This is a genomic window from Haloferax sp. Atlit-6N (assembly GCF_003383195.1).
Taxonomy (GTDB): domain Archaea; phylum Halobacteriota; class Halobacteria; order Halobacteriales; family Haloferacaceae; genus Haloferax; species Haloferax gibbonsii.
In genome coordinates, this window is sequence record NZ_QEQJ01000004.1 from 214,755 (window position 1) to 230,691 (window position 15,937).

Consider the following 15,937-nt stretch of genomic DNA (forward strand, 5'->3'; position numbering starts at 1 on the left):
CATGTCCTCCGCGAGGACAAATACGACGCCCATCGACTTGAAACGAATTCGTAATCGCCGAGAACGTCCCGTAAATCGGGATGTCGGTATTCATCCGGTACGATCCGCCGAGCGATGCCTCCGGAGCGCCATCGACCGGAAGCCGTCAGCGGGTCCGCTCGCCCTGATAGCTACCGTCGTAGGTCCCGTCGTGGTTCGCGTCCGCGAGGACGATTTGAGCCACGCGCGCGCCGCGTTCGAGTTCGACCGGGTGGTGGACCTGCAAGAGCCCCTCGCCTTTCCCCTCGTAGCCGGCGTCCCAGACGGCCGTGTTCAGCATACAGGAGTTCCGCATGAGCGACGACCGCGGGTAGATGAAGCCGACGTGGTCTTCCGGGATGTGGACCGTCTCGGCGTACTGGAGGACGTAGCCGCCGGGGTCGAGTCGGTACGTCTCGGCGTCCGGGTCGGCGAACTCGAGGGGCCGACGCTCGCCGATGGTCTTCCCTTCGCGGCCGAGGCGGCCCGGTTCGACCTGTTCGAGGACCGCTTCGAGCGTCAGGTCGACGCCGTTCGGTTGGACCTGTTCGGCCGTAACCGGCGAGATGTGCTGTGCGACGAACGAGCCAGCGCGGTGCATATCCGAACCCCGTCCAGGGGGCGCAAAACTGTGCCGAACCTCGGTCGGTCGGCGGCCCGAGGACGGTGTCGATTCCGAGGTCGTGACGGGGTCCAAACACCCCGGTTTCGGGGGGATGTGAGAGCCCGAATCGCCCTCCATCTGGGGCGGTGACGACCCCCGCGGTGACAAGTCACATGGGAGAACCAACAAGGAGTTTAATGGCCCTTAGACGCTAGAAACCCCGAGACGGCGCTATCGTTCACGTTCGAAGATAGGGAAGTACGCGGGATTTATATCCGAGGACCATCGACGTTCGGGTGTTATGGGACAGACGCTCACGGAAAAGATTCTCTCGGACCACCTCGTCGAGGGTGACCTCACCCCCGGAGAGGAGATCGGAATCGAAATCGACCAAGTCCTGATGCAGGACACGACTGGGACGATGGTGTGGCTCCAGTTCGAGGCGCTCGACCTCGACGAGGCCCAGACCGAACTCGCCGCCCAGTACTGCGACCACCAGACCTACCAGTTCGACTTCAAGAACACGGACGACCACCGCTTCCTCCGTTCCGCGGCCGGGACATATGGTGCCCACTTCTCCCGCCCCGGTAACGGTATCTGCCACAACGTCCACAAGGAGAACTTCGCCGCGCCCGGCAAGACGCTCCTCGGCTCGGACTCCCACACGCCGACGCCCGGCGGCCTCGGCCAGCTCGCCATCGGTGCCGGCGGCCTCGACATCGCTGTCGCCATGGGCGGCGGCGCGTACTACGTCGAGATGCCGGAAGTCGTGAACGTCCGCCTCGAAGGCGAACTCCCCGAGTGGTCCTCCGCGAAGGACGTCATCCTCGAGATGCTCCGCCGCGAGACCGTCAAGGGCGGCGTCGGCAAGGTGTTCGAGTACACCGGCCCCGGTGCTGAATCGCTCACCGTGCCCGAGCGAACCACCATCACCAACATGGGAACCGAACTCGGTGCCACCTCGTCGCTCTTCGAGACCGACGAGAAGACCAAGGACTACCTCGAGCGCCAGGGTCGCGGCGACGAGTACGTCGAGCTGACGGCCGACGACGACGCCGAATACGCCGACGAAATCGTCATCGACCTCGGCGACCTCGAACCGCTCATCGCCTGCCCGTCGATGCCCGACAACGTGGTTCCGGTCCGCGAAGTCGCCGGCGAGAAGGTCGAGCAGGTCCTCGTCGGTTCCTGTACCAACGGCGGCTACGAGGACGTCCTCCCGGCCGCGAAGATGGTCAAGGACCAGGAAGTCGCAAAGCACCTCGAGATGATCGTCGCGCCCGGTTCGAAGCAGGCCGGCGAGATGCTCGCCCGTCAGGGCTGGACGGCAGAGATGATGGCGGCCGGCGTCAACGTCTCCGAGGCGACCTGTGGACCGTGTATCGGTATCGGCCACGTCCCCGCCTCCGACTCCGTCTCGCTGCGCACCTTCAACCGCAACTTCGAGGGCCGCTCGGGCATCGAAGACGACAACGTCTACCTCTGTTCGCCGCAGGTCGCCGCCGCCGCGGCGCTCAAGGGCGAAATCGTCGACCCGCGCGACCTCGCCGACGAACTCGGTCTCGACGCCCCCGGCATCGAGCTCCCCGACAAGTACGACGGCTCGAAGACGGACCTCATCTACGCCGAAGACGCCATCGACGACGAGCTCATCAAGGGCCCGAACATCGGCGAGGTTCCCCTGCAGGACCCCCTCGGCTCCAACATCTCGGGTGAGACCCTCCTGAAGATGGAGGACAACATCACGACCGACCACATCATCCCGGCGACGTCCGACATCCTCAAGTTCCGCTCGAACATCGAGCGCCTCTCGGACTTCACGCTCTCGCGCGTCGACGAGACGTTCGCCCAGCGCGCCAAGGATGCCGGCACCGGCGTCCTCGTCGCGGGCGAGAACTACGGTCAGGGTTCCTCCCGCGAACACGCCGCGATGTGTCCGATGTACCTCGGCATCGAGGCCGTCCTCGCGCAGTCGTTCGCCCGCATCCACAAGGCGAACCTGTTCAACTTCGGTATCGTCCCCCTCGCCATCGACGAGGAGACCTACGCGAAGATCGAACAGGGCGACGACGTCGAAATCGTCGACGACGTTGCCGAAGCCGTCGAATCCGGCCAGGAAGAGTTCACCATCCGCGTGAACGACGACTGGGAAGCGACGGCGAACCTGCACGCCTCCGAGCGTGAGCGTCGTATCCTCACCGCCGGCGGCAAGCTCCCCCTCACGAAGCAGCAGGCCGAGGGCGGCGCTGCCCCCGCGGACGACTGAACGCGACCAACACACCTTCTCACTTTTTCGCCCGGCGAGCGGCGGCCACCGCGCGGCCGGAAGTAGTGCACCGCCCGCTCCCGTGCGCGTCTGTCTCGACGTCGGTTCCGCGTCCGTCCGACGACCGTCCGGACCCGTGCCGACCGTCCGCACCCGTGCCGTCGGGCTTTTGCGTGCCAACCACGTAGCGCCGGGCGTGACGGCGTTCGACGACGCGCTCGCCGGCGACTTGGTCGTCAGGCGGGTCGACCGGGCGGACCTCCTCGACGTGCTCCGCATCGAGCGGACGTGTTTCTCCGAGCCGTGGCCGTACTCCGCGTTCGAGATGTTCGTCGACGAGCCGGCGTTCCTCGTCGCCGCCCGCGGAGACGAGGTGCTCGGCTACGTCGTCGCCGACGTGATGCCGAACCACGGCAACGACATCGGCCACGTGAAGGACCTCGCGGTCCGCCCGGAGGCCCGCGGGAACGGCCTCGGTCGGCGGCTGCTCGTCCAGTCGCTGACGGCGATGGCCATCGCGGGCGCGACGGTCGTGAAGCTCGAAGTCCGCGTCTCGAACGAGCCGGCCATCGGCCTCTACCGGAGCCTCGGCTTCGAGCCCGCCCGCCGGGTGCCGGGCTACTACGGCGACGGCGAGGACGCGTACATCATGGTCCTCGACGTGGCGGAGTGGCAGCGCGCCTGACAGGACCGCTCGCGGCCGAAGGAGCGCTTATCACGACGAGCCGCGTACACGGGTTGTGTTACCGTCCCCCACCGTGCTCTGTCTGAGTGACGACGGCGAGTTCGCGGCGTCCCTCGACTCGTCGCTGTCGTCGCTCGACGGAGCGACGACCGTCCGGCACGTCCGCACCCCCGCCGCGGCGCGCGCGGAACTCGTTTCCGCCTCGGCGGCCATCTCCTGTATCGTCCTGGCCGCCCCCACGGCGGCCGGCGACGAGGGGACGTTCGTCCGCGACATCTACGCCCAGGGTATCGACGTCCCGGTCGTCGTCGCGGCCGCCGACCAGGAGACCGCGACCCGCGCGGTCGAAGCCGGCGCGACGGACTACGTCGTCCGCGACGACGACCCCGAGACGATGTCGTGGCTCGCCTTCCGCGTCGAGCGGGCGCTCGGCGAGTGCACCCTCGCTCGGAGCCACCGGGACCGAATCGAACAGCAGCGCGTCGTCTCCGAAATCGGAACGCGGGCGCTGACCGCCGTCGACCTCGACTCGACGCTCGACCACGCCGCGAGTCGCGTCCGCGACGTGCTCGACGCCAGTTCGGTCACGATTTTCGAGGGCCTCGACGACGGCGCGTTCCGCGTCGCCGCCGCCGCGGGCTGGTCGGCGAATCGGGACCACGGACTCGCCGCGGCCGGGGGGACGCAGGCGGTCGAGACGTACCGGTCCGGGCGTTCGACGCTCGTCGACGACTTCGACGACGACGAGCGCTTCGAGCACGCGAGCGACGCGGGCCCGTCGGGACCGAAAAGCGGAATGAGCGCGGCCATCGGCGGCGACGACACCCGGTGGGGAGTCATCGCCGTCCACGGCGTCGCCAGCGGGCAGTTCTCCGACGACGACGTGCTCTTCTTGGAGAACATTGCCGCCGTCGTCGGCGCGGCGACCGAACGGCACGAGCTGAAAAGCGCCCTCTCGGAGGTCTTAGAGCGGATGGACGAGGCGGTGATGGGGTTCGACGCGGACTGGCGCGTCACCTACGTCAACTCGACGGCCGAACACGGCCTCGGGATGTCGGCCGAGGCGGTGTTGGGGACGCGAATCTGGGACTCGGTGCCCGAGTCGGCCGTCTTCCGCGAGGAGTTCGAGCGCGCGATGGAGCGACAGGAGCCGGCGACCTTCGAACAGTACTACGACCGCCTCGAAACGTGGTACGCGGTTCGGGCGTACCCCTCAGAGACGGGGCTGTCCGTCTACTTCACCGACATCACGGAGCAGTTGGAACACGAGGTCGAGGCCGAGCAGTACGGGCGGATGCTCGCGGCCGTCGCCGACGCGGTGTACGCGCTGGACGACGAGGGTCGGTTCGCGGCGGTCAACCCCGCGTTCGAGCGCCTCACCGGACTCGACCGCGACCGCGTCATCGGGTCGTCGACGGCGTTGCTCACCGAGAACGCGAGCGCGACCGACGGCAGCGACGAGGCGTTCGCGTCGACCTCGCAGGGAATCGTGGAGTTGGACCTGCGGACGCCCGACGAGGGGGTCGTCAGAGTCGAGGACCACCGGACGCCGCTGGTCGTCGGCGGGGAGGAGGTCGGCTCGGTCGGCGTCCTCCGCGACGTGACGAAGCGACACCGCTACGAGCGCCTGCTCGCGACGCTCCACGACCGGACCCGAGAGATGATGGGCGCGACCGACCGGCAGGCGGTCCTCCGGGCCGCCGTCGACGCCTGCGACGAGGTGCTCGGCGACGCCCGGACCGAGCTGTTCGTCTTCGACGAGGCGGACACGAGCCTCGTCCGGGTCGGCGCGGCCGGAACCGGCCTCGGCGACAAGCCGGTCGGGGGCGGCCTCGACCGCGGCGGGGTCTGGGACGCGTTCGTCTCCGGCGAGGTCCGGGTGGTCGAACTCGCGCCCGACGGGGGCGTCGTCGACGGCGTCGAGCGCGTCATCGCCGCGCCGCTCGGTCGTCACGGCGTCCTCGTCACCGGCCACCCCGGCACCGTCGCGCCAGACGAGGTCGACGTGGAGCTCGTGAACCTGCTTTCTGCGACCGTCGAGGAACTGCTCGACCGAATCGACGCCGAGGCGGAGCTACGCGAGCGCGACCGGCGGCTCGAGGCCCAGAACGAGGCGCTCACCCGACTCGACCGAATCAACGCGACCATCCGGAACATCAACCAGTCGCTCATCCGCGCGCCGACCCGCGGCGAGGCGCTTTCGGCCGTGGCCAAGCACCTCGTCGACGCCGACGACTACGCCATCGTCTGGCACGCAGAGGCCAGGGACGTAGACGAGACGTACCGGCCGACGAGCGACGCGGTCCACGGCGCTGACACCGCCTACGCCGACCGGCTCGGAGAGGTGGCGTCCGCTGAGCCGCTGTTTCCCCTGCTCGAAGCCGCCGTGGAGACCCGGGAGATACAGGTGGTAGCGGACGTGCTCGACGACCCCGCGTGGGCCGACCACCGAGGCGACGCCCTCAGCTACGGGTTCCGCGCTATCGCGGTCATCCCCGCGGTCGCCGACGACCGGGTGGAGGCGCTGTTCGTCGTCCACGCCACCGACCCGGACGCCTTCGCCGACGACGACGGCCTGCTCACCGACCTGGGCGAGACGGTCGGCTACGCCCTCGCGGCCACCGGGCGCGCCGACGCCATGCTGACCGAGCGCCGGACGGACGTGCAGGTACAGCTCGGCGGCGACCGGCTGTCGCTGTCGCGGCTCGCCCGGCGCGTCGGCCGCGCGGTGAGCCTCGGCGGCGTCATCCCGAACTCCGACGGCTCCGTTATCGCGTTCGTCACCAGCGACGCGGAACCCGAGGAGGTCGTCGCCGCCGGGCGGGACATCGCGACGCGCGTGCGCCACGTCTCGACCGACGACTCGGGGTCCCTGTTCGAACTCCGCCTCCCGCGGGAGTCGCTGTTCGAGACGCTGTACGCCTCGGAGGCGACCCTGCGCGCGCTCGACGCGACGCCGACCCAGACCACGCTCACCGCCGAGGTGCCGGAGCGAATCCGGGTCCGGTCGTTCGTCGACGCGCTCGACTCGAACTACCCGGGGACGAGTCTGCTGTCGCGGCGGACCGCGGACGACGGCACCGAGTCGCCGCAGACGTTCGCCGCCGAGATGCGCGAGGCGTGGACGAGCCGGCAGTACGAGTCGATTCGGGCGGCCCACCTCTCCGGATTCTACGAGTGGCCGCGCCGCAGCACCGCCGAGACGCTCGCCGAGACGTTCGACATCAGCGCGCCGACCTACCAGTACCACCTGCGCGCGGCCGAGCGAAAACTGGTCGCGCACGTCTTCGAATGATAACATACCACATGAGAACCAGCGATACCAGCTGATTTTCAGTTACGGTTCTAGGTACCTAGAGGTGACGCGCGCGCCACCACTAGTTGGATAGCAGCGACCGATATATTCACGAACGTCGTCGGCTCGGATGTCGGCGAGGCGCCGACGCGAACCGAACCATGGACGAAACTCGCGTGTTACCGGGCAACGATGTGGGATGGAATACGGGGACGGCCGACGAGGTCGTCGCCCGACACGACTGGAGCGGACGAGACACCCTCGCGGTGACCGTCGTCACCGCGGCCGCCCAGTTGCGAGACGTGGACGCCGTCGACCTCCCGCCGCTGTCCGAGACTATCGACCCCGACGCGCTCTGCCAACTGTTCGCTCCGCTGGCGCGGGCACCGGCGACGGACGGCGGCACCCGCGGGTCGGTCGTCCCCTCGCGCGGTCGAATCGGGTTCCGGTACGCTGCCTGCGACGTGACCGTCTGGGCCGACGGAACGGTCATCGTCAAGTCCGCCTGACGCATCGACACACGAACGAATCGGTATCACCACCACCCACCACCACACGACGCGGCACCTCGTTCGGTGCCGCGAGAGCCGACCGTCGCCCGCGACCCACCCACCACCGCGCGGGCGACGCGGCCACATTTCCTTCGACGACCGACGACGCCGACGCGGCGCGACGCAACGCGACAGAGCACGACGCGAGAGTGCGACGGGTTTTGGTACACAGAGCCGCTACCGGAGGGCATGGGATACGCCTGTCCGGTCTGCGACGCGCCGCAGCGCGACGAGACGCACCTCGCGAACCACCTCGCGTTGCAGGCCATCGTCCACGGCGACGACCACGAGACGTGGCTGGACGAACACGTCCCCGAGTGGAGCGACCTGAACGCCGACTCGCTCGGCCCGCTCGTCTCCGACCTCGCCGAGGAACGGGAGTTCGACGAGGTGTTCGAGGACACGGTCGACCGCACGGGAGGCCGAGGTCACGGTCACGACCACAATCACGGCCACGACATCCCCGACCGACAGCCGCAGCAGTTCGGCGGCTCCGGCGGGTCGCAGTCGCTGTCTGGTGACGCGGCGCGCATCTTCGAGGAGGCGCAGTCGCTCACCCGCGAGATGTACGAGGAGGGAGAAGACGGCGAGGGAACCGGCGACGACGAGCACGCGGGGCGTGACGACGCCGGTGACGCCAACAGTGCCGACGACGACGTGGACAGGAAAGAGTCGTAAGTCCGGGTCCCGAATCGACTGGCGATGGAAACCTACGGGACGATTGCTCCGGCGTCGCTCGACGAGGCCGAGGCCGCCTTCGACCGCGTCGGACCGACCGCACAGGTGGTCGTCCGCGAGACGGCCAAGGCGATGGACTTCGACCGCGAGGAGTACCGAGAGCGCGTGACCGGCGACGTAATCGAGACCGTCCGCAACGCGCTGTTCGCCGAGTCGCTTTCGGTCTCCGTCGGCACGCGCGACGAGTTCGACGACTGGCGCGCGGCCCACGAGCGCTACGAGGTCGTCGAACTCGGCAACCCCGACGTGGACCGCGTCGCGTGGCACGTGGTTCCGTTCGCCGAGACGGTGCTGGCGACGACGTTCCAGAACGAGGAGGACGCCGCCGTCAGTACGCTCCGACGCAACGCCTTCGGCCGCGTCTACCGCGACGCGCTCCTCGGGGAGGAAGCCGAGACCGACGAGGCGGCCGCGGCCGACGATGACGCCGCCGAGACCGACGACGACGAAACCGACGACGCGACCGGAGCGGGCCGATGACCGACGACGGCCGCCGTCACGAGCGCCTGCCCGACCCCGAGTGGCGCGTGCTGGAATCCGAAACCGAGTACGAGACCGGCTGGTTCACCGGCGGCTACGACCTCGTCGAACAGCCCAACGGGACCACGAAGCGCTACTACTGGGCCGAACTGGCGACCGCGGTGGTCGTCGTCGCCGTCGCGGACGACCACGTCGTCTTCGTCGAGCAGTACCGGCCGAACATCCGCCAGACCCAGCTCGAACTCCCCGCGGGCGTCGTCGAGAAGGGAGAGTCGTTCACCGACGCCGGACTGCGCGAACTCCGCGAGGAGACCGGCTTCGCCGCCGACTCCGCGTCGGTCGTCGGCGACGTGTGGTGTTCGACCGGCGTCCTCCGGCACCGCCGCGGCTTCGTCTTCGCCGAGGGGCTCACGCCGGTCGAACGCGACCTCGACGACAACGAGTTCCTCTCGGTCCGCGCCGTACCGGTCGAGGAGGCCATCGAGCGGGCGACCGAACCGCCGACGAACGACGCGACCGTCGAGGGCGTCCTCCTCGCCCGCGACGAGGGCCTGCTGTAGATGGTCGACGAAATCTCCCCCGCGGCGGTCGAGGAACTCCTCGACGGCGAGGACCCGCCGCTCGTCGTCGACGTGAGCACCGAGGCCGAGTTCGCGCTCGGGCACGTGCCGGGGAGCATCAACGTCCCGCTTTCCGACCTCGTCTCGCACCTCGACCGCGTCGCGGGCGCAGAGCGCATCGTCACCGTCTGTCCGCGGGGCGAGGCGAGCGTGCAGGCCGTCCGCCTGCTTTCGGCCTACGAGGGGACCGAAAACGCCCGTATCGAGAGCATGGCCGGCGGACTCGACGCGTGGGACGGCCCGCTCGAAGAGGGCACCGACGAGGGCGGGCGCGACGACGGACGCCGCTGAGCGGCGGCGTCGCTGGAGCGTGACGCGGCCGCGGACACGAGCGGTCGGACGACCGACGGACTAACGGCTCGTGTGCGCTGAGTTGCTTCGAAAAATCTCGACGGCGGGCTAACTCAGAGGTCGGTCACGCGACGTTGAACCCCTTTTCGCGGAGGAAGTCCTCCACGCGGCCGCGGTGGTTGCCTTGGAGCTCGATGGAATCGTCTTCCACGGTTCCACCGCAAGCGAATTTCGACTTCAGGTCCGACGACAGGCTGTCCATGTCGACGTCCTTCGGGTCGAATCCCTCGATGACTGTAACCTCTTTTCCGTAGCGGCGCTCGTCGATGCGGATGACTATCTCCTGAGACTCTTTCGCCACGTCCTCGCAGACGCAGAGCTCTTCAGGGAGCCCGCACGTCGAGCAGACTTCCGACATTACAGTGTGGACCTACAGGATGGGGATATTAAACAGTATCGGGAGGCGGGGTCGCCGTCCCCGGCTTCAAGCGCCCGAGTCGTCCGTGGACGACGTTTCCGATTCGTCGTCCGCCGTCGCGTCGTCGGTCGTGGTCGTGCCGTCGTCGTCGGACTGCCCGTCGTCGGTGGTCACCGCGGGGGCGCTCCCGTCGGCGTCCTTCGCCCGCTTGTCGTTTCCGGGCGGCGTCTCCGGGGCGTTGCCGCGGTCGCCGTCGCCGGACGAACCCTCGGACGCGTCGTCGGTCACGCCGGTCGCGTCGGTCGCGTTTCCGGCGTCTTCACGAACGTCATCGGCGCGGCCGCTCGCCTCAGAACGCGAGTTTCCCGGGGCATCGCTCCGTCCCGCTTCGTCAGACCGCCCGTTGCGGCCGGTTTCCGACTCGTTTTCGGCGCGGTCGCGGCCGATTCCCTTCCCGGGGTTCCCCGCGATTTCGCGGGCGATTTCGGCGACTTCGGGGCCGGTGAGTTCGCTCGCGTTCGTGCGGAGCCTATCGAGTTCGGCCGTCTCGACGCCGCGCGCCGAGAGCTCCTCGGCGGGGACCGTCGAGGCGGCGTCGGCCGTCTGGTTCAGCATGCTCCGGGTGCGCTCGATGTCGGCGACCGTCTGGGTCAGCCGCGCGCGGTACTGGCCCTCCGAGAGGGTGCCGTTTTCGCGCTGGGCTTCGAGGCGGTCCCTGCGCTGTTCGAGTTCGGTGAGGCGCTCGCGCACCGTCACGACCTGCGTGGCGACGACCGCGGCCTTCGAGGCGTTCGAGTTCGCGTTCGCGAAGCGCGCTTCGAAGGTACGGCGTTCGAGTTCCCCGTCGGTCTCGGAGCCCTGCACGCCGATGACGGCGGACAGGCGCTGACCGGGGAGCGTCTCCGACGACGCGGCGCTATCGTTGGCCGCCGTGTCGTTGGTCGCGCTGTCGTTCGCGGTCGTCTGTGCGACGGGAGCGGCGGCCGAGCCATCGGTGGCCGTTATTCCCATCGGTCCGGCCGGGGCGGCGAGAGCGAGCGGTGCGCCAACCGTCGCCAGCAACACGGCGGCGACGACGGCGAGCGCAGCGGTTCGTCGACTCATCACTCTCGTTTTGGAACCCCGTTCCGATATAAACGTGCGGTCGTGCCCCCGAATCAACTCCAGTCAACGGCAGTTTGAGCGCCGCGTACGGGTCGCCGCCGTCTTCCGATTAGGGACCGACCACCGACCTAAACGGTCGTAAGGTATTTATTCCCCTTTCGAGCCGCCGCCGTCCTCGTCGTCCGCGTCGTCTTCTGGCAGACGGAGGACGTTCTCGCGGCCGAGGCGGAAGCCCTCGATGGTTCCCTCGTCGCGCATTCCGCGGACGACCTTGCTCGTCTTGGCGTCGGTCCAGTCGAGCGCGCCGGCGACCTCCTGTTGCTTGATGCGGCCGCCGCGGGACTCGATGAGTCGGAGGACCCGCTCTTCGTTGCTCAGGAGTTCCGGCGGCGGACTCGGCTCGCCGTCCTCGTCGCCCGCGGCGGAGTCGTCGTCGGCTTCGTCTGCACCGGCTCCGGCGCTCGCCGCTGCGGTCGCTGCGTCGTCGGCCGCCGCCGAGTCGGCTTCGCCCGCGCTCGCGGTGGCCGAGTCGGTGGACGCGCCGGCGTCCGTGCTGCCAGCCGCGCCGGCCGCGTTTGCGCCGCCGCTGTCGCCGTCGCCGCCGCCGAACGCGCCCCGCGAGCGGAGATAGAGCGCGCCGGCCCCGACGAGGACGACGAGAGCGAGCGCGATGAGCGCGGTGGTCGTCGGGAACGGGTCGTCGCCCGGGGCGGGCGTCTCCGAGTCGGTCGGGGTCGCCGTCGCCGTCGTTCCCGGACCGCCCGCGCCGCGTTCGAGGACGACGTTCGGCTCGCCCGAGACGAACTCGGTCTGGGAGCCGCGCCAGATGACCGTGTGTTCTCGCGTCTCGTCGCCCGCTGGTTCGACGGTCGTCGCGTCGTACTCGTCGGGCCACGAGAGGATGAGCCGGGAGCTACTGTCGAGGAAGAAGCCCTCGATGGCGTCGCCGACGACGAGGCGGTCGCCGTCGACCGCCGCGAAGTTGGACCACTCGAAGGAGTACGAGACGACGCCGAAGCTATCGGGGAGCGACCGCGTCTCCGCCGAGACCGAGACGTTCGTGGCGGCCATCTCCCGGCCGGTGGCGTTCTCGGCGGCCCCGACGGTCGAGGCGATGCGCTCCGCGAACGCCGAGGTGTAGTCGTCCGGGTTGGCCCGCACGTCGTCTCGGAGCGACTGGAAGGCATCGGTCGTGTTCTCGTCGTCGAGCCGGGTCCAGTACTGAATCTCCCAGCGGGCGTCGCCGCTCTCGGAGACCTCGACGACGATTCGCGTGCTGTCCGGTTCGACGCCCTGTTGGACGAGCGGTTCGACGCCCGGCCCGCTCGCGGTGCCCTCCTGTGCGGCCGCGGTCGGCGCGACCACGGCGAGCACGCAGAGGGCGGCACACAGGACTGCGAAGACAGCGTCTCGTGTCGCCATTGACCGTTCGTGCGAGCGCACGCAGAAAAAGTGACGCGGTTCTTCGCGCCGCTCAGTCCGCCCAGCGTCTGACGAGCGGCAGACGAGCGCGGACGACGGCGTTCGCCGCGGCCACGGCCTCGTCCGCGTCGGCGCGGGTGACGCCGTCGCCGTACTTGGCGCGCTCGTAGAGTCGGCCGACCTGTCGGGTCCGCTCGTCCACGCCGACGCGGGAGAGCGAATCGAGGTACGCCCTGACCGTCTCGCCGGGGCGGCGCGGGCGGTAGTCGCGTTCGAGGGCGAGTTCGAGGCGGTCGTACGCCCGGAACACGTCGTCCGCCGGCGAGTCGGTGCGCCGCTGATACGCCGCGGTGGCGAACCGGAGGTGCGCCGGGAGCCGGGTCCGCCTGACGCCGGCCACGACGCCGAGGAGGCCGACGAGACCGACGAATATCGTCTCCCGAGACGGCATCTCGGGGACGAGTCCGTCGTCCTCGTCGTCTTCCGTCGCGCCGTCGCCGGTCGGCGTGATGCCGAGGCGCTCGTCGATGTTGGGACCCGGCGCGCTGCTGTCGACGGGCGTCGAGTTCGTCTCGGTCCCGTTTTCCGTCGGCGTCTCGGTGTCGTTCGCGGTCGTCGTGGGCTGTTCGGTCTCGTTGGACTCGGCGTTCGTCTCGTTGGTGTCGACGCCCAGTCGACCCTCGTTTCGGGCGTCGCTGAGGGTGGTCGACTCCGCGTCCTGCCGGGGGCCGGCGGGCGTCGGGTCGAAGCGGACCCAGCCGGTGTCCTCGAAGTAGACTTCGACCCACGCGTGGGAGTCGAGGCCGCGGACGACGTAGCGGTCGCCGTCGACGCGCTCGCCGGTCGTGTAGCCGGTGACGAAGCGCGCGGGGACGCCCTCCGAACGGAGCAGCACCACCATCGTCGAGGCGTAGTAGGTGCAGTAGCCGGCGTCCATCTCGAAGAGGAACGACTCGGCGATGTCGCCGTCGGGACGGGACACCCGGAGCGAGTACTCCTTGTTGGCTTCGAGCCACTCCTCGACGGCGACGGCTTTGTCGTACGGCGTCTCCGCGTCGCCCGTTATCTCGGCGGCGCGGTCGCGGACGCGGTCGGACGTGCTGTCGGGGAGCGCGAGATACCGCTCGCGAATCTCGTCGGGGTAGTCGGTGCCCGTCCGCCGGAGCGACGCCGCGGTGTACTGCGGGACGGCGCTCGTGACGTTGTAGGTCTCGCCGATTTCGACGGCTCGGTCGGGGCGGAGGTTCCCCTGCTGGGTGACGAGCGTCTCGTTTTCGATGTCGCCGGAGACGGCGACGGGCCGCCACGCCGCGGGCATCGAGTCGAGCGGCGTCGCCGGCGTGACGGTCTGGCGGACCAAACGCGACGGCCCCTCGGGCCCGGCCAGCCGACCGCCCTCGTAGTCGCGGGTGTCGCCCGTTCTGACCCAGCCGTCGCCGGTGTAGCGGTCGAACGTCGCCGTCTGCCAGTAGTCCGGCGAGGTGCTCTGGACCTCGAAGCGGACCTGCGGCGAGAGGCTGATGCTCCCGACGATGGAGATGCGGTCGTCGGCGCTCACGAGGCTGGCCTCGACGGTCGGCTGTTCGGCCACGCCCTCGTCGGGGATGACCGGCGACCCGCCCGCGCCTGGGAGGACCGTGACGGTGGCCGAGAGGACGACCATCGCGGCGAGGACGACCGTCAGCACGTCGAGTTGGCCGCCGGCGCTCCCGAAGCGGTCGATGCCGTCGAAGCCGACCGCGGCCATGCCCGCGCCGACGCCGAGGAGCGTGAGCGTCCCCGTCGCGTCGGTGGTGAGGACGAACAGGCCGAGGCCGCTCCCGGCGACCGCGACGGCCGGCGCGATTCGCCCGCGGACCGCGAGGTACCACGCGAGGAACACCGGGCCGGGCGTCACCGCGAGCGCCCACACGTCGGCCGACAGGAGTCGGAGCGCCGAGAGGCCGCTGAGGAGCGCGAACGTGTCGGCCAAAAGGCGCTCCGGCGAGAGCAACGCGACTTGGCTCTCGGGGAGCGCGAGGAAGTACGCCGCGAAGCCGCCGGCGGCGATGAGGGCCGCGAGACCGAGCGCGTAGCGGGGGCGGAGCGTCCAGCCCACGACGGTCGCGAGGGCGAGCGTCCCCGCGGCGAGGAGGACGAACTGGTCGCGGCGACCCACGACGTTCGTGATGTCGTAGACGACCGCGAGGAACGCGCCGATGAGGACCAGCGAGGCCGCCGTCGCGAGGAGGTCGGCGGGGACGCCGAAGACGGTGTTCGTCGCGGAGGACGCCGACCCCGTCGCTGACGCCGACGCGCTCGCGGCCGACCGCGACGAGTCCGAGCCGCTCCGGTTCGTGTCCGTGCTCATCGCGGCACCTCCGGCCGTGTAGGGGCCCGGCTCGCGCCGTCAGAACGGGCACGTGGAACCGTCACGCCGACACCCCCGAGTCGGCACCGCGGGTTCCGACGCGACTCGTCGGGTTCGGCACCGACGACTCGGCCGCGTCGCGCTCGGCGCGTAGGCGGTCGAACGTCGTCTCGCGCCCGCCGAGCGTGACGTACGTCTTTCCGGCGTCGCCGCTGACGACGACCTCGGCGGTCTCGTCGGGGACCGACCCCGACCGGAGCCGCGAGAGGTGGACGAGGACGCGCCGGCGGTCGCCGGGCGTCGCTTCCACGACCCCCGCGGGCGAGGTGAGGTGGACCGGAACGCCGGCGTCGAGAAGCGCACAGCAGAGCGTCGCGGCCGCCTCCGCGGCGTCGTCCTCGTGGCCGTCGGTCGCGCCGGTGGAGACGCGAACCGCGTCGGCCGTGACCCGGTCGGAGTAGGCTTTCACCATGAGGTCGCCGGACTTGGCGCTCGACTTCCAGTGGATGTCGCGGAGCGGGTCGCCGGGGACGTACTCGCGCAGGCGGTCGAACTCGGCGCGTTCGTCGGTGCGCCCCGCGTCGGCGAGCGCCGAGAGATCTCGCCGGGCCGCCGCCCCGAGCGACCGGACCCGCGGGAAGACGAGCACTTCGGTCGTCCCGCCGGCGGTGAACGACTTCGAGAACAGCCCGAGGATGTCGCGGGCGACGACGGTCGCCGGGCCGAGCGTCGCCGGGCCGCGACCGCGGTAGGTCACCTCGTAGTCGACGCGGCCGTCGCCGACGACCGAGTCGACCGCGGTGTCGCCGTCGAGACCGGACGAGAGCGCGTCGGTCGTGGTCGCCGGAAACGGCCTGTCGGCGTCGAGGTCGAGCGAGACGGTGTGGGTCTCGCCGGGGAAGCCGTCGTCGGGCGCGACGCGCTCGACGCGGGGCGGCGAGACGCGCCAGACCTGCACCGCGCCGACGACGAGGCCGACGGCGACCGGAACGACGACCGCGTTGAGCGCCCGCGGGCCGTAGGCGACGGCGTTGGCGACGCCGACGACCACGACCGCGACGGCGACCCAGCCGCGGAGGGTGAGCTTCATCGGTC

Annotated in this window: 14 protein-coding genes; 8 read left to right on the plus strand and 6 right to left on the minus strand. The window is 70.0% G+C overall.

Going from position 1 to position 15,937, the window contains the following annotated elements; all coding sequences use genetic code 11:
* Positions 1-145: 145 nt before the first annotated feature.
* Positions 146-619, minus strand: a complete 474-nt coding sequence (locus DEQ92_RS15065) for a deoxyuridine 5'-triphosphate nucleotidohydrolase (protein WP_004976305.1) — start codon at positions 617-619, stop codon at positions 146-148.
* A 304-nt stretch (positions 620-923) separates the two neighbouring features.
* Here DEQ92_RS15065 and DEQ92_RS15070 point away from each other — a divergent pair, with 304 nt between their 5' ends.
* The 8 genes from DEQ92_RS15070 (at position 924) to DEQ92_RS15105 (ending at position 9,548) form a co-directional block, all read left to right on the plus strand.
* Complete coding sequence (locus DEQ92_RS15070; protein WP_004976307.1) at positions 924-2,888, plus strand: aconitate hydratase; 1,965 nt, start codon at positions 924-926, stop codon at positions 2,886-2,888.
* Positions 2,889-3,084: 196 nt separating this feature from the next.
* A complete protein-coding gene (gene rimI / locus DEQ92_RS15075; RefSeq protein ID WP_004976308.1) occupies positions 3,085-3,573 on the plus strand; it encodes a ribosomal protein S18-alanine N-acetyltransferase in 489 nt (162 codons plus the stop codon).
* Between the two features lie 82 nt (positions 3,574-3,655).
* Positions 3,656-6,868, plus strand: a complete 3,213-nt coding sequence (locus tag DEQ92_RS15080; RefSeq protein ID WP_115821123.1) for a bacterio-opsin activator domain-containing protein — start codon at positions 3,656-3,658, stop codon at positions 6,866-6,868.
* Positions 6,869-7,029: 161 nt separating this feature from the next.
* Positions 7,030-7,377, plus strand: a complete 348-nt coding sequence (locus DEQ92_RS15085) for a HalOD1 output domain-containing protein (RefSeq protein WP_115821091.1) — start codon at positions 7,030-7,032, stop codon at positions 7,375-7,377.
* Positions 7,378-7,608: 231 nt separating this feature from the next.
* A complete protein-coding gene (locus DEQ92_RS15090) occupies positions 7,609-8,097 on the plus strand; it encodes a DUF5810 domain-containing protein (RefSeq protein WP_115805329.1) in 489 nt (162 codons plus the stop codon).
* Positions 8,098-8,121: 24 nt separating this feature from the next.
* Positions 8,122-8,637: a DUF5809 family protein gene (locus tag DEQ92_RS15095; RefSeq protein ID WP_115821092.1), complete on the plus strand. Its 516-nt coding sequence runs from the start codon at positions 8,122-8,124 to the stop codon at positions 8,635-8,637.
* Positions 8,634-9,197, plus strand: coding sequence for an NUDIX hydrolase (locus tag DEQ92_RS15100; protein WP_004976314.1), 564 nt, complete (start codon positions 8,634-8,636; stop codon positions 9,195-9,197). Before DEQ92_RS15095 ends, DEQ92_RS15100 begins: the two co-directional genes overlap by 4 nt.
* On the plus strand, positions 9,198-9,548 hold the full coding sequence (locus DEQ92_RS15105; protein ID WP_004976315.1) for a rhodanese-like domain-containing protein: 351 nt from the start codon (positions 9,198-9,200) through the stop codon (positions 9,546-9,548).
* A gap of 124 nt (positions 9,549-9,672) precedes the next feature.
* Here the strand turns inward: DEQ92_RS15105 and yciH are convergent, their stop codons facing one another.
* From yciH to DEQ92_RS15130, 5 genes are all read right to left on the minus strand, one after another.
* Entirely contained in the window at positions 9,673-9,966 is a 294-nt protein-coding gene (gene yciH, locus DEQ92_RS15110; protein ID WP_004976316.1) for a stress response translation initiation inhibitor YciH, read from the minus strand.
* 66 nt (positions 9,967-10,032) lie between these two features.
* Positions 10,033-11,070, minus strand: a complete 1,038-nt coding sequence (locus DEQ92_RS15115; RefSeq protein WP_004976317.1) for a hypothetical protein — start codon at positions 11,068-11,070, stop codon at positions 10,033-10,035.
* Between the two features lie 147 nt (positions 11,071-11,217).
* Positions 11,218-12,492, minus strand: a complete 1,275-nt coding sequence (locus DEQ92_RS15120; protein WP_115805331.1) for a hypothetical protein — start codon at positions 12,490-12,492, stop codon at positions 11,218-11,220.
* 52 nt (positions 12,493-12,544) lie between these two features.
* Entirely contained in the window at positions 12,545-14,842 is a 2,298-nt protein-coding gene (locus DEQ92_RS15125) for a transglutaminase domain-containing protein (RefSeq protein ID WP_115805332.1), read from the minus strand.
* Positions 14,843-14,903: 61 nt separating this feature from the next.
* Positions 14,904-15,932 (minus strand): DUF58 domain-containing protein, encoded by a 1,029-nt coding sequence (locus DEQ92_RS15130; protein WP_115805333.1) that lies wholly within the window; start codon positions 15,930-15,932, stop codon positions 14,904-14,906.
* Positions 15,933-15,937: the final 5 nt, after the last annotated feature.